The following is a 23,391-nucleotide window of genomic DNA, read 5'->3' as shown; positions in this document are numbered from 1 at the left end:
GGCTTCGCCGACTGGTCTACACTTCCGCTTCGCCGAAGTAGCCTCTAAGAACTACTTCTTTCTGCTCTGATATTCTTTTTCTCTGCCGAAATGACTTTCTGAAAGTCCGTAGCTTTCTACGTTTCCTAAATCCTTAATCAAAGATTCCAGATTCTTAGTTCCAGAGATAAAGTCCAAGTGCGCTTGGATTTTCGTGATCAATTCCGCACCACGCTCTTTTAAAGCTTCATAGCGGATGTAACCAAGACCGAAGGACTCCCATTCCTTCACGTAACGAGCCGCAGACTGCGAGGTCCCGTTATACATAGTATTGCGGCACTCTTGGTCAGGCTTAATCTGATGCCAGTTGCCGAATTGGTCTTTCAACTTCACTTCATGTTTTTCACAAGGCTTACCGCAGTCTTTAAAGCTAGTCCCTTTGCTTAGGAAAGCCGCGAACACACAGTGCTCCATGTGGAAGCTTGGCATGTATTGATAAGCTGTCACTTCAAAGCGTTCAGCTTGACCCGCTTGAATCAATTCGCTGACCTGAAGGTGATTTAGGTCATAACCCAAACAAACGCTTGTAAGGCCTTTATCAAGCAAATACTGGGCAGTTAAATGATTGGCCACGTTTAAGCTAAAGTCGCCAAGGATTTCGCCTTGGAAGCCATTAGCTTGAAGATACTGAACAGCGCCTAAGTTTCTAGCCAAGATCGCATCAGGATTCATTCTTAATAGAGCTTTGATATTGCGGTGTTCATTAGGTTTTAAGATACGCGTGGTCGCAACAGCAACTTTCAGATTCTGCGCTCTTAAAACATTTAAGCTTGGTTCAAAATCCAAACCGAATTCAAAATCCAAGATAAAGTAATTGATCCCAGCCGGCGTCAACTCGCCATTCTTAATCGCATTAGCAACATCTTCCACTTGATGCTTATCACGTAATAACAAGTTCAATTTCAAACCAGGGTGCGCAGAAGTTTTAGAGATTTTTTTACTAGCGATCCAATCCATCACCGCAGGCTGCGCCGGAATAACCGGAGCCGCGCCATTTTTAATACGCAGGTCAGTCAATTCTTTGACTAGTTGTTGGCGCAATTCCTTAATTTGACGGTGAGGCAAGAAAAGGGGAGTCATAGCATCAATCATGCACTCAAAACCTTCCCCGCGGAATGGACTACCCATTAAAGCAAAAAGCTCTTCTTGCAGGTCTTGAGCATTGAGGCCCTTGTTCTTGGCAGCTTCGCACACGTTTTCAGAAGAAGCTGAAACTGTATAGGTGCCGTCTGTGTATTCAACGGTCAGTGGTTGACCTAAAGAAGCTTGAGCACGAATGAAAACAGGAAGACGTTTCTTTCTTTGTTTATCTTCAACACTTAATGAAACGTCTTTTTTAAGATCTTTATCATGGTTATAGAAAACGCGGGCGCCCAGGTAAAGGCCATCCATCGCGATGTCTCTAGAAAACTCTAATTCAAATTTGCTTGAAGAAAGGCATTTAACCGCGAATACAAATCCGCCTTTTTCTAAGTTTTGTCCTGAGCGGTCCTTATACACCCACAAGATACCGTCACCGGCTTTAATGAAGTCCGCTTTTAAACCTTGCAAGAAAGCCGCAGGATTCAATTCAACTTCTAAAGAGTTGCCATTAACACGAGTGATTTTACCGAACTCAAAACCACGGTGGGCACTGAAAGTACCTTCAACCAATTCCTGGTGATTCACGCCATGGAACCAGCCACTATAAAATCCACGAGAGAAGGCTGAAGCCATTTGTTTTTTCTTAAGGATAGGATTAGCTAAAGCCTTACCACCTTGCGCTGAAGTGATGGCTTCATCAAAGCTGCGAGCGGCCGTCGCCACGTATTCAGGAGTTTTAAGGCGACCTTCAACCTTGAAGCAATCTACACCTGCTGCTAAAAGCTGGGGAACTTCGTTGATACCGCAAAGATCTTGTGGGGAAACTAGGAAAGACTTGCCGTTAAGGTCACGCTTTTCGCCGTCAACGTGCATTTCGTAGGTGAAGCGGCAGCTTTGCGCACATTGGCCACGGTTGGCAGAGCGTCCACCGATGCCTTCAGAAGTAAAACACTGTCCAGAATAGCTCACGCACAAAGCACCGTGAACGAAGACTTCGATTTCTTTCGTCGTATTTTGTTTAATAGCGGTGATTTCGCTGATGGAGTTTTCGCGCGCAAGCACAAAGCGCTGAATACCTAAATCATCCAACCATTGGATTGCTTCAGCATTAGTGACGCTCATTTGTGTTGAAGCATGCACACGCTGCCAAGGCGCCATTTGACGGATCAAGCGCACTAAGCCCAAATCTTGGACGATGAAGGCATCAGGTTTTAACGGAAGGATTTTTTCTAAAACTTCAACCGCACCTTGAAGCTCGTTTTGGAAAATCAGGATATTAAAAGCAAGGTTCACTTTTACGCCATGAAGATGGCAGGTATCGATAATGTCCTTAACCTCTTCGATTTGGAAATCATGGCTGCGACCGCGGGCATTGAATCCCGGTACCCCCATAAAAATGGCATCAGCGCCATTATGAATAGCCGCCAAGGCCATATCCTTGGTGCCCACAGGAAGAAGCAGTTCAGGTCGCTTTAGATTTTGATTTTCCATAGGCAGTAATTAGCCAGTTCATCCCCTGGGGCGCAAGAGGGAACTTGAATAACCCCTAAGAAAAGGAAAATTCTCTAAGATTATTCATTTCTTAGTCGATTTTTTAGACACTTTTTTCTTTTTGGCAGGGCTCTTTTTTTCCCTAGGCAACGATTTTACGAAGGCCCGGGCTTCTGCCTTTTCCTCATCAGAAATTCGTGAGAACTCCGTATTAGTTAAGGCCCCGATCAGGGCATAGGCATAAAGGGAGTGGCGGTGCTTTGGATCATGGGCCGCAAGCTTCTGAATCGTCTTTTTCCAGCCAAGCTTGATGAATTGAGCAGCAGTGGTGATACCAACCTGCGCGAACTGTTTTTCTGAAACCTCACCGAGATTTTTTAAATCAGAAATTTTTTTGGCTTTCTTTAAAACATCTTCAACGGGTTCATCAGAAAACATGCGCGGACGGCGAGTATCAATTTTCTCTGAAACTTCGTCTTGTTTTTTACTTTTGCCTTTTTTATTTTTTGGCTTAGGAATACTTCCCCAAACGCTATTTGGTCGCAAAGCTTCGCGAATAACTTCAGTTGCCACTTCATCAAAACCTTCGGTGGAAATCGGAAGATAAAGCCACTTAGGCAAAATCATGTGCGGAGTTAATTCAGGAAATTTCTTAAGAATCGGCGATTGAAGATCATGCTCCACTGGAAACATAAGACCATTCCACCGTTTGTCTTTTGATTCAAAAATCAAAAGCATCATTTTTTCATCAAAGTAATAGGCAAACCCGCCGAACATGGATTTTCGGCGGTAACGATGCTCGGGAAGCAAATCTTCAATCCATTTCAGTTCGCCAGGTTCTTTTGCCATGGGCCTAAACTAGTATGAACTGCAGCGTTTTTCAATTTCGGAATTTAAAACCGCTTTTGAAAGGTTAAAAATACCGTCTTGTCGCCAAAAAGCGAAACTGTCAGGCGGGTATTCTGCTTAGTCCCGAAGCGATTAAAGACTTCATATTCGGCAATCACCAGATCAGAAGCAGATGGATTTTTGTCATAAAGAAATTCTTTGGGAACAAAGATCGAAGCGGCCAATAAAGCAGAAAGATTTTTATTCAAACCCTGCTTGCGCAAATAGGTGTCGACTAGTTTTACAAAGTAAGCATGACACCAACGATTAGAAATATCGCCTTGGTTATGCTTATCTGAACAAGCAGCCCCTTGCGGATCGTTATCCATCGCTAGCACTTCTTTTTCGCTAAACCCAAAAACAGTCACAGGGCCTAAGCTATCTTCAGTCTCAGTGACAACCACGATTTTTTTGTCATGGTCTTCTGAAGACTTATACTGCGGCTCTTGCAGTGCTAATTCGCGAATGATTCTAAGTTCTTCTTTTGAAAAATAGGGATTGAAGCTGTCATAGTCGCTGATGTCATAAACATCTGAATTTTTAGCAGGCGGATTGGGTCTGTTTTCTGCGTACACAAGAGCAGGATTCGCCATGATCAAGGCTGCAATAATTAATTTTTTCATTAGAACTCCAATTTAAAGAAGAGGAAGCTCTACATGAAAATGACTGCAGGTATAAGTTAAATACCCGTCACTGAAGTTACAATGGCGCCACAATTAGTGCAGATTATTTTTTAAGTTTATCGCGCAAAGTAAGCGGGCAAAGTCCGGCTTTGCAACACAAGCGAGCCAATTCTTTTGCGTCAGCTGACTTATTGAAAAGCGCTTGAAGCAGATTCATTGCATGAGCCGACAACAGAGTACTTTTGCATTCACTTCCAGATACAAGATGAACAATACGCACTGAACACCTCCGTAAGATTAGGATTAGAGAGAATCTTGGTGAAGGCTATTAATAGAGAATAATTCTCAATAAATGAAAGGCCGTTGAGAATCGACCTCGACTTATCTTAGCCAGTTTTCATCTCGCAAGAAAGGTTCCGACACCCAAGCCTTGGCTTTGTCATAATCCTTTAATTCATAGCCAATGATCTTACCTGGAACTAAAGGGCTTAAGGCGTCGTAAAATAAACGAACCTTCTTTTCATCTGAAACAATCGCCATCCGATTCCAACGATGAATATGTTTAAAACTGATTTTCAAATAATCAATCAGCGCCGCCACGCTATAGTTTTCCATTTCAGTTTCAAGCCGTACTAAAAAATTGATGGCATCATATTGAGCAGCGACTTCATCGACCCTGGCCATGACAACTCGCTCGTATTCATCTTGAAAGACTTTTCCAGTGGCTTTATAGGCAACAACGTAAGGCGGGAAGTCTTTTAGTAATTCAACCATGGTAGAAGGGTCTCATCGAAATTTAGAAACAGGAAGTGACACCATGGGGATACTGTCAAAAAAATGGACACTAGTTTTTACTCTATAATTAGCTAATTTTCTTATTATCTGGAATACATTCTGCAAAGCCCAAGACATGGCAAAGATAGTGTTTGGATTACTATTACTATTAGGTTCGATAGCGTTCGCAGAAAAGCGTGAACCGGTGACCTTTGGCGAACTTCGAACACGGTTGTTATTGGTCGCTGAAGCAGATGTTTACACTGTCGAAAAATATCCCGAATTCATGATGCCTACAGGTGACTCTAAGGTTGATTTAAAATTCACTGAGTACCAACAAAAGATGATTAAAAAGGATCAGTACTTTCGCATAAATGCCGCGAACTCTTTTGAGACCTATGACATGAAAGAAGGAAAGATCAACGATGTCGTTTACAACATCGTTTTAGAAGAATTAGATGAAAATCTTTATCCCACAGGTGTTAGCGTCAAAGTGGGTGTCAGGGCTTCGCCTGGAACTGTTGTTGGCAACTTCAGCCAAATCAAAGATCAACTTTCCATGAGCCCGACATTAAAAACAGGCCGCGGTCTTGTCGGTGATCATGTGATCAATTCATTTCCCACTGTTTTAAATAATGAAAAAATTCCGGCTTATAGCAAGTTTGAAGTGATCGGCGTAACAAAGAAATACATGCGCTTCACAATTGCGTATGAATACACACTTCAAATTCAAAACGTGCGCACAAAAAAGATCTATGAGATCGCAGCCCCACAAAGATTTAATCTCCCTAACTGGGCCCACTTAGTGGCAGAGAAAAATCGTCGCGTGATCAAATTTAAGGGTATGGAATTCCATTATTAACAGTTAGAAGCTAAGCAGCTCCAATTAAAAAAATCTGTTATTTAATGAAAAATAGCTCTGATTTTGTCTAAAAAAGAAAAATAACCAAAAAGCATTTGTTTTCTTCATGCCTCTATCATAGGTTGCGCCTGAAAATAGCCCAACCTAGGAGAAAATCGTGAAAACTTGTGTTTTAGCTCTTTCTATTCTTTTGTCAGCTTCTGTATCTCAAGCAGCTCTTTCTTGCGGTCAACTGGTTTCTTACAAAGGTAAACTTGCTGCTGAACTTTCTTGGATTCAGGAAAAAATGAACAGCACAATGAACGAAGATAAAATTGAGTTGTACATGGATCAATACGAAGAGATCTATGCTCGTTACCAAAACGTTCAAAAAGCACTAAAAGATCAGTGCCAATAGTAATCTCCTAAAAAAGAGAATTCAAAAAAAGGCGGTCATCAAGACTGCCTTTTTTTTGATGATAGTTAGCAAAGAAATATTTTATTCTCTTTCGGCATCGTTCATAGGCGCTACCATACCAAAATGGAGTCGCCACTACTTTCTACGATAAATCATAATCTCGATGTCCTCGCTAAAGTGATAGAAGTGTGGGGAGTATTAGTCATTGTCATTGGCGGCCTTATCGCCACTGTGAATTATGTTCGCGAACACTTTGCAAAGAACCCACACGCCTACGAAAATTTACGAAGCTCTTTAGGTAAAGCGATTTTGCTGGGATTAGAATTCCTCGTGGCAGGGGATATCATCGGTACCGTCGCCGTAGAGCCCACCTTTATATCGCTGGGTGTGCTCGCGCTTATTGTTATCATCAGAACGTTCTTAAGCTTCTCTTTAGAAGTGGAAATCGAAGGCCGCTGGCCGTGGTCACGAAAAGCCGATTAGCATTGGCTCCTATCTAAAGTCATAGGGAAATTCCGGGAAAATCCATGGATTTTCCATACTTGTCTTACGAAACAGTAATGAGTTTAAGGTCGATACTAAGGAACCCGATAAATCTAATACATGCGCTTGAGAATGTGTTTTGTTTTTATTCTGTCGGGAATTCTTGCGGGCTGCTCGTTGGAAGCGTCGATAGTTTCTTTAGAAGAAACGGTCGCACCCTTGATTGCGGCAAAGGGAAAAGCCACTATTTCCCCTTCGAATCAAATTCAAGCACAGGATCAATCAGGACAATACAGAGTTGAAGGAGTCGTGGGAGAAATCACATCCTCTGAACAAGCTCAATCTCAAGACGGAGCGTATCGCGCGGAACTAAATATTCGTTACCAAGTGATGTGAGGCTGTTATGACGTTGAGATATAGCATACTTATGTTCGGTTTACTGATGGCCACCATCGCTTATGCGGAAGGTCCCAAGTCAGTTCATATTTCTGGAAGAATTTTAGATAACTCTAGCGACCTACCATTAGCAGCAGCAAACGTAGACTTCAAAGTTCAAATCCTTAGCTCTGACAACTGTTTATTGTATGAAGAACAACATTTAGGAAAAGACCTTTCAACGTCAGAGGGTGTTTTTTCTATTTCAGTCGGCACTGGTACAGCAGCAGTGAACGTTTATGCGGCTGCAGGGCAAGAACAATCCCGCGAAAACTTGCTTAAGGTATTTTCTAATTCTTCAGCAACAGTAAATGCTTTACAGTCAGCTCACCAAGGTTCTGAATCAACCGTGTGCTCTGGAAGTTATACTCCGGCGGCTGGCGATATTCGCAAAGTAAAAATAATCTTTGATACGGGAACAGGTGGAGCCCGAGCAATTTTACCTTACTATCAAGTCGGCACGGTGCCGTATGCGATGGTGGCGCAAGAAGCAGCCAAAGCAAAAGACGCCGATAAACTTGGTGGTGTCGCAGCTGCGAACTATGCAAAACTAACTGATCTTGCAACTGAAGTTCCAAATAATGAAGATGATCCCACAGTTCAAACCTTCGCTAAAAATGCCTTACCAACCTGTGCTGCCGGAGAAGTCTTAAAATCCAATGGCACAAGTTTTTCTTGTGTGACGGACACGGGTGGAGCTGTGGCAGTTGCGACAACGACTTCAACAGGTATTGTGCAAATTGGTTCCGGTCTATCAGTCACGGTAGCAGGCTTATTGAGTGTAGCTTCTTTACCAATTTCGCAAACAACAGGCTTACAAACCGCTTTAGATGATCGACTGCAAATGAGCAGTTTGCTTCAATGTACAACAAGCCAAGTATTAATCTGGCAATCGGCGAGTGACACTTTCGTTTGTTCTAATATCAGTGTGACCGCAAGCCAGATGTCTGATTTCAACACAGCAGTGGATGCTCGTATCAGTTCTGCTGATACAGCGGCGCCAAAACTTCCGCTTGCTGGCGGCACGATGACTGGTGATTTGAATATGGGAAGCGAAGATATCCTAGCTTCAGGCCATATCACCATGAGTTCAGGCAAAACTTTATTGCTAGGAAATTTAACTCAAGTTCAAGAAGATGCCCTTGTGCTTGCTGCGGGTCACAAAGGTTTAAGCTGGTATAACTCTGATATGAAAGCCGTGCGTTTTTACGATGGCACTGCAAAACAAACAGTGGCTGCAAGTACTTCGGCATGCGCTGATGGACAAATTTTAAAATGGAATAACACGGCTAAAACTTGGGACTGTTCAGCAGACTCGACGGGTGCAGCACCTAGCGATGCAAGTTATGCGACAAAAGGTATTTTAAGATTTGATACCAGTGCTGCTGTGTCTGGAATCACGATTGCTTCTGGTGTAGCAAATGTAAATACCGGAACGGGTGCGAATCAGATCGTGAAGCTGGGTGCGGATTCAAAACTTCCGGCCGTCGATGGTTCCGCGTTAACAAGTTTAAATGCAAGTAACCTCTCTTCCGGTACTGTTTCAGCCACATTACTTCCAACAGCAACGGTTGCTAAAGGTGGCACTGGGTTAACTTCAGGCACAAGCGGTGGTATTCCTTATTTTGATTCTGGAACAACCATGGCGTCTTCAGCAGCACTGGCAGCAAACGGAGTGGTGCTAGGCGGGGGCGCGGGTGCCGCACCAGTAAGTACGGCTGCAGGCACAGCAAGCCAGGTATTGCGCGTTCCTGCTGGTGGTGGTGCGCCGGCGTTCGGGTCCTTAGACATTTCATTAGCTGCTACTGTTGGAACTTCTGTTTTAGCGATAGCCAACGGTGGAACAGGGGCAACAACGGCTGCTAATGCTCGCACGGCTTTAGGATTAGGAACAGCCGCAGTAGCAACGACCGGTAGTTCTTCTGGCAACGTTCCCACCTTGGGCGTTACCGGTATGACGGCAAATAAAATGTGTACTTCGGATGGAACTGGAACGGGGATTGTCTGCAGCACCAATATCCCTGCAACAAATTCCTTAGTGGGTTCACTCACAATGTTAGGAGCAACGAACTGTCAGTGGCAGCTTGCACCTGCAAGTTTCACTTCCTATACGACCGCCGATGCAGATTGCGCAGCAGCGACTGTGACTGGTTTAGCGTCAGCACCTACAGAGGGAAAAATTCCCGCCATTCGCTTTGCAAGCTTGCCTGCTGGCGATTACGAAGTATCAGTCTTTATGTACTCAATGTATCCCGTCGATGGCGGCGTTTATTGCAGATGGCGCCTTTGGGATGGTACAAATCATTCCGGTACTCACGGAGCTTATGAAGATGAAGTGGTTCACTTAAGAGGCTTTTTCTCTTACGCTTCTGATCAGACGAATAAAACTTTCTATATTCAAACTATTACGGATACAGCCACTAAGAATTGTAGAGCTGATATCTCAATTCCTAGCGACGACAAATTGCAGATCTGGGTCAAACGCCTTTAGACTCGGGGTTGGAAAGCTGCTCTTCCGTATCACTAATATCTAATATTCAAAATCTATCAAGCTTCGGAAGTACGCTGGCACCGGGGCTTTGATGTTCATGCGCTTTTTCGAATGCGGGTGAGTGAATTCGAGTTCTGCAGAATGCAGCCTTAAATCTTTAAAGCTCGCATTTGGTTTTCCATATTTGCTGTCACCAACAAGCGGATGGCCTTCGCCTGCAAAATGCACACGGATTTGGTTTTTCTTGCCAGTCACCAAATTGACTTTAACTAAGCTAAATTTGTCAGTCTCTTTTAAAACTTCATACTCAGTGATCGCAAGTTTACCTTCTTCCGAAGTTTTGCTTGAATGAACGACGTAATCTTCGTCTTCAGTCAGATAACTTTGAATTCTGCCGGATTTCTTTTCCATCTTTCCGTGCACGATGGCGTAGTAGGTTTTTTTGGTGTCTTTCCAGTTATTTTTCAAAAACTGTTGCACCTCTTCAGTTTTTGCAAAAATCAAAACCCCGGAAGTTGCTTGATCCAGGCGATGAACCACGAATACGGATTTAGTTGAGCGGGGATTTCCCTTACGAATGTATTGATTCAAAACGCCGTGAACAGTGTTTTCACGCTCCCATTTGGCAGCAACAGTAAGAATCCCCGGCGCTTTATTGCCGACAATAACGTCTAAATCCTCATGCAGGATTTCAAAACCTTTGGGCTGATATTTTTTAGGAATCTTCTTCATTCCCGGAAAGTATCTGAATTTAAGGTAATAATGAAGGCTTTAATGCTTCATAGCGATTTTTCACTTTTTCCCAAATGTTACCGTGGGGTCCCGTAATTCCGTCTTCACCAACGACTTCGGAATGCCTTACCCAGTATGAAAACCCCGATGACCGCGAAAAGGGACCTAGCTTTTTTAGTGATGGCGGGGGTCAGGGTGAGGGTTATCGGTGCCTGAAAGAACTTTTTTCACGAAGGAAGACGTCATTAAACACTTGTAAGGTCAATCAAAGCTTACTTTTATCTTTGATAAAAACTCAACAAGAGGCTATTTAGAGGGTCCATTTTTTAGTTCTCCAGTGGAGTATCAAATTGAGATATTTAATAAGTCTGCTTTTAATTTCTTTTCTTCTAACATCGTGTGCGCCGTCGCCAAGGCATTCAGTCTCAGATCAAAATCCGAATGGAATCATAGGTGGATCTATCGTTGCTGAAAACGATGAAATTGCCCTTCATACAGTAAAACTAGGCATAACTATTCTAGCGGATGGAGTAAAATTAAAATCGGGAAGCTGTACAGCAGTTCTTATTGCCCCGAGAGTTTTGCTATCAGCGGCCCATTGTTTTGATAAGGACCGAGCAGATGCGAAAGTAAATATATCCGTCATCTTTAATCGTAATAGTGAAGGCTTAGATAAAGCTATTAGGTATAAAGCGGCTCATCACATTATTCATCCCAAGTACTTTCCAGAAAAAAAGAATAGGCAAAACTATGATATTGCCGTTGTTTTACTTGATGAAGACATTCCGTCTTCATTTAGACCTGTGCCGATCGTTAGCGACTGGTATGGAGTTATAAAATTGGGTGCGCCAGTGACCGCTGCTGGTTATGGTGCGACTTCTAAAACTGGTTCCTCTTCACCAGTTTTAAAAAGACTAGATGTCAAAATAGATCAGGCCAACAAAGAAGCCATTTATACCCTAAGAAGCCCAACTAATAGTTTCTATTTTGGGGATTCAGGGGGACCGTTGTTTATTAAGCAGGGCGGCCGTTTGCATTTGTGTGGAATTGCCATTTCAAATTTAGCGGTAACTAAGGATGATTTTCACGGTTGGGATAAATCGTTAAACCTGTTTTCAGTTCAAGATTTTTATAAACCCTATTTGGTTAATGGAGCCAACCTATGAAAAAACTCTTCCTGTTTGTTTTGTTTTTTAATTTTTCCCAAATAGGATTTGCCGGCAGTCCACCGCTACCACCAAAACCACCAACAAGTTGCACGGTCCTTCATCCTTCCGAATTAGTTTGGCAACGTCCGGATAAATCAGTTTGGACCGGGGACTGTGCCAATAAAACAGCGCAAGGGTATGGCTGGTATAAATTTGATCTTGCTAAAGAAGGATTTGCGGATTCACGCGTAGAAATTCTTATCGAATTTGATCAAGGCCGAGTGGCTAATAAATATTATTACGTTATTATGTACACGGACAACGAGGCTAGCTTTGAAGGCTTTGCAGAACTTGGTGGCTATCAGGTGGACTTGGATTCTTGTTTAAAGATTTCAGAATGCACTCGTACTTTAGAGTTTCTGAAAAGTGAAGTTACAGAACCAATACAGCCCACAAATTGTCTTGGTCAGGAAGTTGAGGAAGAACACGAAGACCGAGAAGGATTGATTGAAAATCAGGAACTTCTAAAAACCTGGGCGGCGGAAGCGGCAGAATGTGCGATTGCGGCTGTGGACCGTGATGCTGATCTAAGCCCTACCATCAAAGAAGAAATGGATAAATTCATTCAAAACTTCTTTCCCTTCACGCGCGCCATTTGCCAGCAAAATGGACGAGCGAACGAACAGTGTGAAATTCAGCAATTAAGAAAGCTAGCGAATTTATTCAGAACCATTCACTATAAACATGACCTCGATAAAGAGCTGGCAAGCTTGCATTCATCATCTGACTCACTATCGGAAAAATGCAATGACCAGAGCGCAAACAATTTTAATACTTGTTGGACCGAGGAAATTGAAGCACTGGAAGAAAGAATCAAACTTAAAAATCCAACTGCCGGCAAATATGCATCACAGGCTTTTGAAGCCTTGGCTTATGCACTTGCTTACTTAGAAGCAAATTCTGGCTCTAGGTATATGCAGCAAGTAAGTCATTTGCGTGAAGAACTGGCCTGGTATGTGTGGGATTTGGTCAAGTCGTCTCGCGTTCCAGAGCCGCCTGCGCCGCAGCCTCAACCCAAGCCCCAAGAAGAATTTCCCACCAAGTTTACTGACATGGGACAAGCTAAACAAATTTTCCACTTGGCTGTGCAAAGAACAACCGATCACATGTTGCAACGGGTGGACCGAGAAAAAAATGGTGCTCAGAACATTAAAGATGGCATCGCTTTAAGTATGCAGCAATTTAAAGACAATTATGATTCGTACACGACGTGGATGTGCATTCGTAAAAAAGCTTTGGTTATTGCTTGCGTGATTTACCAATATGAAAAAGCGGTTTTATCGATGTCCAATTTCTTAAAAGGCACTTCGATTTACAAAGCGGCTTTTCCGACAAGCTACACTTCATTTCTATATGAATGCGGGGGCAATCCAAACAATCGCGACCATAATCGCTGTTGGAAAAGAAAGATCGATGAACTAGAACAATCCGTTCTGCGCAGACATCCTAATGGTGGCAAGGCTGGCGCCGAAGCACTGGCTGGATATGCCTGGGCGATCTCCTATTTTGATAATTGGGAAGGCTATTCTGCCGCCGTTACAAAAAATTACGAAGCGATGATTTTCTATCTGAATGAACAAGCGTCAGTAGCTTGGTAAAATGAAAAAAGCCCTTCTCAGGGCTTTTTATTCTTTATTCAAGACAGTGGCTCTTTCAAGAACCACCAATCCTTCAACCCGTTTGTTTTTATAGACGGGTGCCATACGACGAATTCCCATATGCATTGTTAACTTTTCAGCAGAGCGGGCCTCGCGCAATGGGTGCCAAGGAACGTTTGGCTCAAAAGTTTCGTGAACATCACCAGAAATAGCCTTTAAAGCTTCATCTAAGATCATCTGGTTGTATTGAGCATCGCGCTCAAACAAAGTCCACCATTCCAACGTGTGCAGCTCTTCTAAAGTGTACGAACAGCAGTCAAAGAAATTAAAGTTTCTGAAAAGTTGAATTTGGTCTTTAGAATAAATCTCAACGATATCTTCTTTTTCAACGTAATTGAAAAGATCTGAACTTGGGGTCAAACCTAATTTGCGGAACGCGCGCCAAGTAAATGAAAGGTTGTCGTTGATTTTATATCCTTCACTGATGTGGCTTTGGCAAAGTTCTTGATAAAAGCGCACTTGTTGAAGAACGTTCAATTTTTTTTCTGCAGGTAGCTGAGAGAAATACGGAATGCCTGAAAGAAAGGGACGAACAGTTTTGCCTTCAGCTTTAAGCATTTCTGAAATACTTAAAGTTACAGTCATGAATTCTTCTTTAATGTTCTCATCAACATTGTCACGGAATGACGGTTTTGCTGACATTTGGGCCTCTCTCTAGCGGACGTTTACAACGAATGTATACATTCTAAGCCTTTAAAAGGGCAAAGATAGAGTCAGAAGTGAAAGAATTTTAGATATCTTTTCAAACTTGAAATGGAGCGCGTCAAATGGATATCACCCTAAGGCTCCGCTCTTTCTTTCTCAATGCATTTTCGATTTGTGGGTTCCAGGGGATAGTCATTGAGAACTTAGGCTGCGTCCATTACCTTCCCCAGGCTTTTAAACCCGAATGGAGGATAAAAAATGCGTCTTTTACTAGCGACAATGATTTTCTTGGTGTCTTCTGCAGCCCTAGCTGGCGACCTTTGCAGCAAATATGAACACAAAGAAAGATTTATGAAAGCCCTAAACACAGTGGCGACTCACCAAAAATATGCTTTAAGCGAAATGTGCAGCCTGGCTCACGTTCAAGACGTGGAAGTTCAACCTTCCCAAGTGATCACTCCTAAAGGGGATGTGATCCCTCATGTTCGTGTTCATTTGCACTCTTCAGAGTATAGCTGCCTTTACATGGTCCGCGACGCTGACCAAGTCATTACTTCTAGCCGTTGCTATTCAACGTTCTAGTCAAAAAAAAAGCCCCTTCTCGGGGCTTTTTTTATTCGATATCATCACCTGATCCCACACATTTTAGTTCGGTGTGGACCTTGCTTGCGCCTGTGGCCCTTTGAATCACGGTCACAGTATGATCGTTATTATTCATGATCACCTGAACTTTGGAATTCGAAAAATTGCGAACTCCGTTTTTTTCACCGATATAGGAAAGGACTCCGTCGTCACCTTTTTCAGTTAAGATAAAGGCGATGTCAGCCTCTAGGGCCATGATGTCGTCTCTTTGACCGTTATCTGGGTCAATAGCCGTGCACGTGATATATCCATCCGCAAATGCTTGGGAAAAGGACAGGGTCATAACCAATGCTGCAAATAGGGCTTTCATTTTAGAACCTCCGACTTAAAATTCGCTGGGTTACAATGCAAAGGCCTTACCCAGCGAATATGGGTTAAAATCGCTAATAGACCTGATCGCTGTTTATATCCCCAAAAAAGTGACGTTTCTAGTTACCTTACCCGGGCTTGCATTACAGCAGTTCCCAGTCTGTAATACCCCTTAAGCAGCAACGGAGATGACAGTGGCCAATAGACTGAACCTAGGATGTGGCAGATTCCCTTTAGAAGGTTGGATCAATTTAGATCTAAAAAAGGGGAGGGGAATTGATCTTGAGTTTGATTTAGACCGTTGTGTGGAAATGCCTTTACCGTTTGAAAATTCCTCGATCAGCGAATTTAAAATGGAACACGTGCTTGAGCATATCAAAGACACTTTGCCGCTGATGCAAGAGCTTCACCGCGTGGCGACCCCAGAGGCATCACTCACAATTCGCCTTCCTTATGGAACAAGTGATGACGCGTGGGAGGATCCAACCCACGTGCGCCCTTATTATCTTGGCAGCTTCGGTTATTTTTCTCAGCCCTATTATTGGCGCGCTGATTATGGTTACCTTGGTGATTGGCGCACAGAAAAAATCACGCTTTTTATTTCTCAGGCAGAGCATGGGCAATTGACTCAAGCCGAACTTTTTCATCGCATCAGACACTACAGAAATGTTGTCAGAGAAATGCATGTTGAGCTTCGCGCCGTAAAACCGATTCGTCCCCCTGAAAAGGAATTGCAGACTCAAGCAACAGTTGAAGTCCACTGGATATAACCAAGACTTCATGGGAATTTTCGCAATAATTAAATGCAGCACAACATGATGATGTTGTTCTAATCAGTTTTCTTTGAATCAGTCCCGAAACCAAGTCTATCTTGAATCCCATGACGGGGGCAGTTATGCGACTTACTTCATTAATGGTTTCAGTAATTCTAAGTCTTGTCTTTCTTACAGCCCACGGATTAGAAAATCCACAAGTCAAAGTTCAAGACGGATGGGTTGAAGGACTTCAACTAAAAAACACCGAAGCTTTTTTAGGCATTCCCTATGCGGCGCCGCCAGTAGGGAATTTACGTTGGAAAGCTCCGCGCGCGGTAAAGTCTTGGTCAGGAGTTTTGAAAGCCCAAGAACTTGCCATCGCGTGCCCGCAAAAAGGAAATTTCTTTTCCCGTGTTCCGGCTTCGGAATTTGATAAGCCGGTTGGGAAGGAAGACTGTCTTTACCTTAATGTCTGGAAGCCTCGCAAAGTTCAAGAAAAACTTCCTGTTGTGGTGTGGATTCATGGTGGCTCAAACCTTAAGGGAACGGCTTCAGACCCTATCTATGATGGTGCTTATTTATCTGAAAAAAGCAAAATCGTATTTGTGAGCATGAACTATCGCTTAGGCATGCTTGGCGCTATGGCTTCGCCGTTAATCAATAGCGGCGATAAACTGGATCAATCCGGAAATTACGTCACCTTGGATTTAATCCAAGTGTTGAGCTGGGTGAAAGATAATATTCAGGCCTTTGGTGGCGATTCTAACAATGTCACGATCATGGGACAATCTGCGGGTTGTATGAATGTATGGGGTTTACTGCAAACGCCATTATCGAAAAATTTATTTCATAAAGCTATATGTTCTTCTGGGCTTCCAAATTCTTACCCGCGAAAAATTGCTGAATGCCGCGCCGATGATTTTTTGAAAAATCTTATAGTCAACGCAGGTCTTGCTAATAACAATGATGATGCCCAAGATTTTATAAAATCAAAAAGCGAAAAATATCTGCGAGAGTTTTTATATTCCCGTAGCACCGAAGAAATCATCAAAGCCCAAGACTTTACCATTCCAATTCAACATATTCATGATGGAACTGTCTTTCCCCACGGCCTTGAGGGCGCCGCTTTAGGGGACTTTCAGCAAGTTCCTTTGATCATGGGGTTAACTAGGGATGAAGGCACTTACATGGTGGGAAGTTCTTTCTTAAAACCCACGCAGCAAGAATTGTGGCAATGGATTCAAAAGACACCAAAGGGTCTTGAGATCGATGACCTATTGTCGGTGCATCCGTTGAAATTTAAGGCAATGACTAAGTCAAGCTCCCTAGCTCTAGAAAACACTTTGTTTAAACTTTACCTGGGTGCCAAAGTTTATACTCCTACGTATCGATATACATTTGCTTGGGATGAAACACCTTATCCATGGAATGAAGTCTTCGGAGCAGTCCATGGATTGGATGTTGCATTTTTCTTAGGAAATTTTGACACCCACAACGAAAACTTTCTGCGTTTCGCATGGAGTGATGAAAATAAAAAATCCCGCGAAGAGCTGCGCGATAAAATGATTTCCCATTTCACTAGCTTCTTTTGGACTGATGATCCGCAATGGAAGGGATCCATTAAGTTTGAATAAAACTTTTTGTAGAGCTGCATAAAAGTCATTCTGCTTTTTTCCAAGGTCAATTGATCACCTTTATTTTCCTGCCATTATAGGCGGAAAACCCACGGAGGTCCTTTGGAACCACAAACCAATGCCCAAGTAAATAAAAATAGATCAAGTGCTTCTGCGGAAGCTGAAGTGCGTGCCCTGATGGATCAATGGGCCGACGGCATTCGTTCACGAGATATCGAGAAAATTCTATCCTGTTACGCTCCCGATGTGGTTGCATTTGATCTTATGCCACCAATGAAAATCGAAGGGGCCCAAGAGTATCGCAAGAACTGGGAAATGTTTGAACAATACACCCAAGGCGCGGTTCAGTATGAATTTGTCTACCAAAAAACTTTTGTCAGCGAGGACTTGGCGATATTTTTTGCTGTCACGCACATGAATTTTGCAGATGACAAAGGACAGACCATGAATGTCTTTGCTCGCTATACAGCAGGCTTAAAAAAACAAAACGGGAAGTGGATGATCATCCACGAAAACAACTCTGTCCCTGTGGATATGGAAACCGACAAAGCGATGTTTGATCTTAATCCCGAAAAGAATCCAAGACATTGAAGGTCTATAAAGGTTTTAGAGGTGTCGTTAAGATACGTTTCTTCGGTGTATCTAAAAGAAGTAAACCAAGTGGCGTCACTTCTAAGCCCAGGCCTTTGCCGCGAGTGGCATTTTGAATTCCGGTAAGTTTTAAACCCGTGATCGGAATTTGAACAAATCCTTCAGCAGCACGGGCGGCCCATACTTGGGTGGCCCTGCCTGTAGCCGTGTCTTCATTCACGACAAAGTAATTCCAGCCAGTCGCAGTGTCCTGCACGGCATGGACCCAGGGTAAATTCCCTGGGTAATTCGTGAAAGTTGAAAAATCGATTTCATCGTAAACTTTCGGTGCACCGCTTTCGGTGACTACTGAAACTCTTCTTAAACGATGAGCATCAAATACTAACAAATCATTATTAGTTGCTGACTGCATGCCATAGATGCGAGTCAGAGGGGTGCCCAGCGCCGTAGCGCCGCCGCCGCCGATAGAGGAATATCCTGCAGCGCCGGTAGCTCCGGCCACAGAAGTGATAGTGGTTGGCCCCGAACTTTGGAAAATCCAAAGATTCTGATCCCAGCTATCATTGCTTGAGCCGACGAAATAGAGTTTACCATCACTTAAGAACGTCGCTGTAGAACCCCAATCCTGCAGGTTCACGCCAGCGTTATAAGCAAAAGAAGTACCTAAGGTAGGGTAGGCAGCCGTGGTGCCACCGTTAAGGTAAATTTGACCTCCACCCACGGTGCTGGCACCAGAATTCCAAGTGGTTAAATCAAGTGCCTTCCAATAATAAACCGGACTGACTGATTGATTTACGACGATTGCAGTGCCGGTTTTGTTAACAGCAATTCCACCAAAAGATCCGCTATTAGATAACGCCGCGTTCGTGCTCATCCCAGTTTCGATCAGGGAAATAAATGGAGTCGCTGGTGTTGTTGTTGTATCCACTTTCATCCGGCGAATGTGATTGATTCCACGAGTGTATAAAAACTTATTCACAGGGTCATACGCTAAGCCCGCTAGTGAGGTGAAAGCCACCTTCGTTGGGTCAGTACCATTCCCATAGGTAAATAGCGGAGTCCCACCGATATTAGATTGTTCCCAAGCGGTTCCTGTATGTTTCACTTCGAAAATTTCATTGGTCACGCCTGAAATAACGTAGGCCGCTGAATCGGAAGATCCCAACCGCATCTGCATATTACCAAGATTGTTAAATGTACTTAAAGTTACGTGCGTCGTATGAAGCTGATTGGTCGCAGTATCAAAATAGGTGACATTGCGCCCTTGTCCCGCATGACGGATGCAATAGTATTTTGAAGCATCATTTCCAATCATCACCGTGCGGGTGCAAGGAGCTGTCGCCGTACCTACAGCCGTTACTTCATAATTTGCAGTAGTGCTATTGAAAGTCAGCGTTACTTGATTGGTTGTCGAGCCTGTCACGCTATAAATAAAAATTTTCTGACGATCATAAGAAACATTCCACCAATTTGAATCTAGCGTACAATGAATCTGCAGAGTCGAAGAAACACTGCCCACCACAGGCAAGGTGTTAGAACAGCTAGAGCCATTACCCATCACAAGTTTTGGGGTGCTACTAATAGAGTTTAGATTAAGTTCATACAGCGCCAGAACTGTGCCGATCGTGTTAATTACGGCAAAATAGTAATAACCTGCTTTATGATAAAAACCCTCAGTGGAAGTTTGATTAGAACTCCATGAAAGATGGGGAACACTACGGTTCCATATGATACTTTTATCCGAAATTTTTACGCGAGTGATAGTTCCACACATTCCGGAAACAATGGTCATTTCACCATTTGAAATATCCAAAATGCGCGGGCGGGTGAAGCTTGCCACTGAATGAGTCGGGCAGCCTGCAGATTCAAGATTTCCCAACCACTGTTCGACGATACCCGTCTGACGATTGACTTTTAGAATACCGTTTTTAGATCCAGAATATAGATTATTGGCAGAATCCCCGTGAACCGCAGTCCACGTCGTCATATCAGCAGCGCTTAAGTGGATTCCATAATCCATGTTTCCAGGACTACCAATAAGAACTTTCCAAATCGAATTTTGGAAACCAGATAAACCCGTGGCAATAATTCCAGCGGCCGTTTTACAACCTACTAACACGCGAATAGGTGTTGTACCCGTGATCGTTTGGCCTGATGGCGTCGCTGCTGGCACCGTCCAATTATAATGGCCTGTGGTCGCAGTATCATTGTTCGTTTGGTTTGTCGCAATCACGTGATACGTCACACCATCATCGACCGTATACTCAATGCTTGAAATTGGATTTGTGGCTAAAGCCACCGAGCCTGAACTAGAGGAACATTGCCAAGCAATATTCATCACCGCACCCGGAGAATACGACCCACCCTCTGTAGGTGAGGTGATTAAAGCTACCGGAGGAGTTCCGTATTCTAGGGTCACGGTGTCTGAGACAACGTTACTAACAATGCCGGCGCTACTTTTCACCTGGGCGTACACTGTTTTTAAGGCGCCAATTTTGCTTAATGAGAAAGTAAGGTTCGGAGAGGTATAGGCCACCCATGTGGTATCTGCGAAGGTATTATTTTCTGAAATACGATAGTGAGAAATCGCAGAAATTGAAGGCGTCACTGACAATAAAGCATTCAGGGAAGGAAGCCCTACGTTTTCATTACCATCGGCCAAGACCAAAGAATTTAAAACCGGTGCTGCTGTATCAATCGCAAAAGTTTTAGTGGATGTGACTAAGTTACCTAAGGCATCGGCTAAGCGTAAACGCAAAATGGCCCCGGCAACGCTTGCACTCGGTGCGGTCCAGGCCTGATTATAAGTTTGCGCCGAGATGGTCCCATTTAAAGATCCTTGAGTTGAAAGAACAGTCCATGTGCTTCCATTATCACCACTATAATCTAAAATCACATTTTCGGAGGCGCTTCCATGAGGCTCGGTGACTTTCCAAGTGACGGTGATCGCGGCTCCGCCTTCTAAATCTGTTGCGGGACTGACCCAGGCTATAACCGGAGCCGTTGTGTCTTTGGTGGCAACGCGGCTTACGGTCGTATAGTTTTCAGCAATATCGCCTTGGCTGACCATAAAGGTTAAATCGCCATCGACCGCTGCACTTACATCTGCCTGAATGTTCCAGGCGTTGGCAGTACATGTCGTCACACCAACAGCTGCGCCGGTTAAAGTGACTAATTGGCCGTCTTCTGAACACGTTCCGCTTAAGGTTGCCTGCAAAGAGTTTAAAATGAGCAGATCATTGTCATTCAGTGGAGAATCAACACTAAGAACTGGCGGCACAGTATCCACCGTCCATTCGTGTTGACCGCCAATATTTTCTTCGCCGGAAGCATCTATAGCCTTCACGCTGAAAGTGTGGCGGCCTTCTGATAAGCCTGAATAGGTCACGGGGCTTTCACAAGTTTCCCACACCAGATTATCTAAGGAACATTCAAAGCGTACTATGTTCGCGCCGAAATTTTTCTCTGAAAAAGTAAACGTTTGCGTTGAACTTTTAGAAACAGTCGAAGCAAAGGTCGGATAAATTTCTAATTCAAAAGCTTCTTTGGTCGGTGCAAGGGTGGTTTCAAGAGTACAAGCAGAACTTAGCAACGCAACAGCAACGCCGAAGAAAAGTCTCAAACTGAGATTGCGGAATAAGCTCTTAATCACATTAGTTTTATCGGTCTTTCTCCACCCCCTCTAAAGATATTGTTGATTCCTTAATATCGATAAATCACATATCAAAAAAATCGGACTAATATCTGTTCCAGAACAGCGTCCTAGAATGAGAAGGATAAGCCATGTTGATTCGCAAAATAAAAACTTGCAAAGATTCATCTGCAATTACATTTCCATAATTAGCTCGAATGATTCTGCATTCTTCAAAAGTGATTTGGTATAAAAACCCAGACCATTAAACCAGGAGGAAATTCACCATGAAAATGATGCTACTTTGTTTTCTGTTTGCGACCCCCGTCTTTGCCATGCAAGAAGCACCTGAAATTTTTAATTCGTCCGATCAAGTAAAAACCGATGAAGGTTGTACGTTGTCACATCCCTCGACATTGACGTGGCGAAAACCTGCAAAGGCTTCATTTAGCGGGACATGTGCAAACGGATTGGCCCAAGGCTATGGCTGGTACAAATTCAACTTGGCTAGTGACGGGGCGCCAACTTGGGCCGTAGAGCTTTTTATTGAGTTCAATGCGGGTGTTACTAGCAATAACTATCTTTACGTGAAGATGTTCACTAACGGAAATCTGCTTTTAGAAAACTTCATGGATTTAAATAATCACAGTCTTGATTTTGCAGATTGTTTGCAAATTCCAGAATGTGCGCGCACTGCGGATGTATTGAAAAATGGCACGAAGCCGACACCACCACAGCCAGCGCCGCCCCAACCAGCACCTCCTGAAAGACCAGCGCCTCCAGCTCCGCCTGAACAACCAGCGCCTCCCGTAGATCCTTTAAAGCGCGCGCAGGTAAGATTTGTTTCATCATGGCAAGCAGGGTTGCAGGTTCTATTAGAGCGCAGCAAAGGCGATGCAACAGTTCGCCAGGCGATCACAACGGCGATGAATGAATTCTATAAAAACTATCCTAGTTATGCTGCGAATATTTGTCAGCGTAACAAGCGCAATCTTTTAAACTGCGCGATTTTTCAGTATGACAATGCCAGCGTTTCACTTGAAAGATTGGTCAATGGTGATTCCATTACTGCGATCTATTTCCCTGTGGCTGGGTTTGTATCAAGGGCAAAAGAATGCCAAAGAACTAGAACGAACACAGAGTTTTTGACTTGTTATGCAAATCGTTTAGATAAAGATCTTGATGTTATTTCAAAAAATCATCCAAATGGGGCGGCTTTTGGCTCTAAGGCTTTAAAAAACTATGCTAAAGCCCTTGCGATGATGGATCAAAATGCAGGACCCGCTTTGACAGCGGCAACTTTAGAAAATTATGAACACTTCTTGCGCTACTTGATGGAGCAAGCAGAACGCCCTTGGGATAACTAAAATAAAAAAAGCCCCAGGTATTTTAACTGGGGCTTTTTCATTTAACTTTAAAATTTAATTCTTAGTATTCTTTGTTCCAATTTAAACTGTCGCTCTTTCCTTTTTCATCAACGGTAATCGTTGTAAGAACATTTCCTTTTACGGATATTCTATAAGTCGCGATCACTTTCTTGTTTTGATAAAAAGCGATGCCAATCTGTCCTTTAGAACAAACACCGATATAAGTTAGACCTTGGTTTTCATAGGCTTTGCCATCGATCGTATAGCGCAATGAAGTTTTATTGTCTGAACCCTGGGCTAAATCAATATCCGCTGCAAATTCCATGGTGTTATCAAATTTTGCAGTTGTAATCAAAATGCGGAATGTTCTGCCGTCTTGAGTTGTTAGATAGGAACCATCAACAGCCGGGCACTGAGTTCTGTTATGGGCTGATACATTTTTGTTATTCAGAGTCCCTTTTTTACCATCACCACTACCGTTTTGAGCGCAGGCAGAAAGAATTAAGGATACTAATGCCATCGCGAAGATTGAAGCCGGCTTCATTTACATCCCCCAAGTAATGTCAATTTTTTGAAGGATTCATTCTTACTAAAATGCTTTATTCAGTGCCAGCTGAAAAATTATCCATGAAAAAAAAGCCCTTTAGCTTTTA

At 43.3% G+C, this 23,391-nt stretch carries 21 protein-coding genes; 12 read left to right on the top strand and 9 right to left on the bottom strand.

Going from position 1 to position 23,391, the window contains the following annotated elements; all coding sequences use genetic code 11:
• Nucleotides 1-51: 51 nt before the first annotated feature.
• From MNR06_RS06265 to MNR06_RS06250, 4 genes are all read right to left on the bottom strand, one after another.
• The gene (locus tag MNR06_RS06265) at nucleotides 52-2,613 is read right to left on the bottom strand and encodes a U32 family peptidase (RefSeq protein WP_243540193.1); all 2,562 of its coding nucleotides are present in this window, start codon (nucleotides 2,611-2,613) and stop codon (nucleotides 52-54) included.
• Nucleotides 2,614-2,697: 84 nt separating this feature from the next.
• Entirely contained in the window at nucleotides 2,698-3,462 is a 765-nt protein-coding gene (locus tag MNR06_RS06260) for a TfoX/Sxy family DNA transformation protein (RefSeq protein WP_243540185.1), read from the bottom strand.
• Between the two features lie 44 nt (nucleotides 3,463-3,506).
• On the bottom strand, nucleotides 3,507-4,124 hold the full coding sequence (locus MNR06_RS06255; protein WP_243540183.1) for a hypothetical protein: 618 nt from the start codon (nucleotides 4,122-4,124) through the stop codon (nucleotides 3,507-3,509).
• Nucleotides 4,125-4,505: 381 nt separating this feature from the next.
• On the bottom strand, nucleotides 4,506-4,898 hold the full coding sequence (locus tag MNR06_RS06250) for a SpoIIAA family protein (protein WP_243540181.1): 393 nt from the start codon (nucleotides 4,896-4,898) through the stop codon (nucleotides 4,506-4,508).
• 136 nt (nucleotides 4,899-5,034) lie between these two features.
• Here MNR06_RS06250 and MNR06_RS06245 point away from each other — a divergent pair, with 136 nt between their 5' ends.
• The 5 genes from MNR06_RS06245 to MNR06_RS06225 all read left to right on the top strand — a co-directional run bounded on the left by MNR06_RS06245 (nucleotide 5,035) and on the right by MNR06_RS06225 (nucleotide 9,566).
• Nucleotides 5,035-5,760 (top strand): hypothetical protein, encoded by a 726-nt coding sequence (locus tag MNR06_RS06245; RefSeq protein ID WP_243540179.1) that lies wholly within the window; start codon nucleotides 5,035-5,037, stop codon nucleotides 5,758-5,760.
• 157 nt (nucleotides 5,761-5,917) lie between these two features.
• A complete protein-coding gene (locus tag MNR06_RS06240) occupies nucleotides 5,918-6,157 on the top strand; it encodes a hypothetical protein (protein ID WP_243540177.1) in 240 nt (79 codons plus the stop codon).
• A 186-nt stretch (nucleotides 6,158-6,343) separates the two neighbouring features.
• Nucleotides 6,344-6,640, top strand: a complete 297-nt coding sequence (locus MNR06_RS06235) for a DUF1622 domain-containing protein (protein WP_243540175.1) — start codon at nucleotides 6,344-6,346, stop codon at nucleotides 6,638-6,640.
• A 132-nt stretch (nucleotides 6,641-6,772) separates the two neighbouring features.
• Nucleotides 6,773-7,036 carry a hypothetical protein gene (locus tag MNR06_RS06230; RefSeq protein WP_243540173.1) on the top strand — a complete coding sequence of 88 codons (264 nt, stop codon included), beginning with the start codon at nucleotides 6,773-6,775 and terminating at the stop codon, nucleotides 7,034-7,036.
• Between the two features lie 7 nt (nucleotides 7,037-7,043).
• Nucleotides 7,044-9,566 carry an autotransporter outer membrane beta-barrel domain-containing protein gene (locus MNR06_RS06225; RefSeq protein ID WP_243540171.1) on the top strand — a complete coding sequence of 841 codons (2,523 nt, stop codon included), beginning with the start codon at nucleotides 7,044-7,046 and terminating at the stop codon, nucleotides 9,564-9,566.
• Nucleotides 9,567-9,605: 39 nt separating this feature from the next.
• Here the strand turns inward: MNR06_RS06225 and MNR06_RS06220 are convergent, their stop codons facing one another.
• A complete protein-coding gene (locus MNR06_RS06220) occupies nucleotides 9,606-10,298 on the bottom strand; it encodes an RluA family pseudouridine synthase (RefSeq protein WP_243540170.1) in 693 nt (230 codons plus the stop codon).
• A gap of 350 nt (nucleotides 10,299-10,648) precedes the next feature.
• On the opposite strand from MNR06_RS06220, the gene MNR06_RS06215 reads away from it, so the two are divergent.
• Nucleotides 10,649-11,464: a S1 family peptidase gene (locus tag MNR06_RS06215; protein WP_243540169.1), complete on the top strand. Its 816-nt coding sequence runs from the start codon at nucleotides 10,649-10,651 to the stop codon at nucleotides 11,462-11,464.
• On the top strand, nucleotides 11,461-13,104 hold the full coding sequence (locus MNR06_RS06210; RefSeq protein WP_243540167.1) for a hypothetical protein: 1,644 nt from the start codon (nucleotides 11,461-11,463) through the stop codon (nucleotides 13,102-13,104). The genes MNR06_RS06215 and MNR06_RS06210 overlap by 4 nt, the downstream gene beginning before the upstream one ends.
• Nucleotides 13,105-13,131: 27 nt before the next feature.
• On the opposite strand, the gene MNR06_RS06205 is transcribed toward MNR06_RS06210, so the two are convergent.
• The gene (locus tag MNR06_RS06205; RefSeq protein ID WP_243540164.1) at nucleotides 13,132-13,806 is read right to left on the bottom strand and encodes a hypothetical protein; all 675 of its coding nucleotides are present in this window, start codon (nucleotides 13,804-13,806) and stop codon (nucleotides 13,132-13,134) included.
• A gap of 261 nt (nucleotides 13,807-14,067) precedes the next feature.
• Between MNR06_RS06205 and MNR06_RS06200 the strand changes: the two genes are divergently transcribed.
• The gene (locus MNR06_RS06200; RefSeq protein ID WP_243540162.1) at nucleotides 14,068-14,391 is read left to right on the top strand and encodes a hypothetical protein; all 324 of its coding nucleotides are present in this window, start codon (nucleotides 14,068-14,070) and stop codon (nucleotides 14,389-14,391) included.
• A 31-nt stretch (nucleotides 14,392-14,422) separates the two neighbouring features.
• Here the strand turns inward: MNR06_RS06200 and MNR06_RS06195 are convergent, their stop codons facing one another.
• Entirely contained in the window at nucleotides 14,423-14,761 is a 339-nt protein-coding gene (locus MNR06_RS06195) for a hypothetical protein (protein WP_243540160.1), read from the bottom strand.
• Nucleotides 14,762-14,948: 187 nt separating this feature from the next.
• On the opposite strand from MNR06_RS06195, the gene MNR06_RS06190 reads away from it, so the two are divergent.
• The 3 genes from MNR06_RS06190 to MNR06_RS06180 all read left to right on the top strand — a co-directional run bounded on the left by MNR06_RS06190 (nucleotide 14,949) and on the right by MNR06_RS06180 (nucleotide 17,740).
• Nucleotides 14,949-15,530 (top strand): class I SAM-dependent methyltransferase, encoded by a 582-nt coding sequence (locus MNR06_RS06190; protein WP_407933201.1) that lies wholly within the window; start codon nucleotides 14,949-14,951, stop codon nucleotides 15,528-15,530.
• A gap of 125 nt (nucleotides 15,531-15,655) precedes the next feature.
• The gene (locus tag MNR06_RS06185; protein ID WP_243540155.1) at nucleotides 15,656-17,149 is read left to right on the top strand and encodes a carboxylesterase/lipase family protein; all 1,494 of its coding nucleotides are present in this window, start codon (nucleotides 15,656-15,658) and stop codon (nucleotides 17,147-17,149) included.
• A gap of 102 nt (nucleotides 17,150-17,251) precedes the next feature.
• Entirely contained in the window at nucleotides 17,252-17,740 is a 489-nt protein-coding gene (locus MNR06_RS06180) for a YybH family protein (RefSeq protein WP_243540153.1), read from the top strand.
• Between the two features lie 4 nt (nucleotides 17,741-17,744).
• Here MNR06_RS06180 and MNR06_RS06175 read toward each other — a convergent pair whose 3' ends face one another.
• Nucleotides 17,745-21,362: a hypothetical protein gene (locus MNR06_RS06175; RefSeq protein WP_243540151.1), complete on the bottom strand. Its 3,618-nt coding sequence runs from the start codon at nucleotides 21,360-21,362 to the stop codon at nucleotides 17,745-17,747.
• A gap of 296 nt (nucleotides 21,363-21,658) precedes the next feature.
• Between MNR06_RS06175 and MNR06_RS06170 the strand changes: the two genes are divergently transcribed.
• Nucleotides 21,659-22,738 (top strand): hypothetical protein, encoded by a 1,080-nt coding sequence (locus tag MNR06_RS06170; protein ID WP_243540149.1) that lies wholly within the window; start codon nucleotides 21,659-21,661, stop codon nucleotides 22,736-22,738.
• A 61-nt stretch (nucleotides 22,739-22,799) separates the two neighbouring features.
• On the opposite strand, the gene MNR06_RS06165 is transcribed toward MNR06_RS06170, so the two are convergent.
• The gene (locus MNR06_RS06165) at nucleotides 22,800-23,282 is read right to left on the bottom strand and encodes a hypothetical protein (protein ID WP_243540135.1); all 483 of its coding nucleotides are present in this window, start codon (nucleotides 23,280-23,282) and stop codon (nucleotides 22,800-22,802) included.
• Between the last annotated feature and the right edge of the window lie 109 nt (nucleotides 23,283-23,391).

Source organism: Bdellovibrio reynosensis, from assembly GCF_022814725.1.
Taxonomy (GTDB): Bacteria; Bdellovibrionota; Bdellovibrionia; order Bdellovibrionales; family Bdellovibrionaceae; genus Bdellovibrio; species Bdellovibrio reynosensis.
This window is presented reverse-complemented; position numbering and strand designations above follow the sequence as displayed.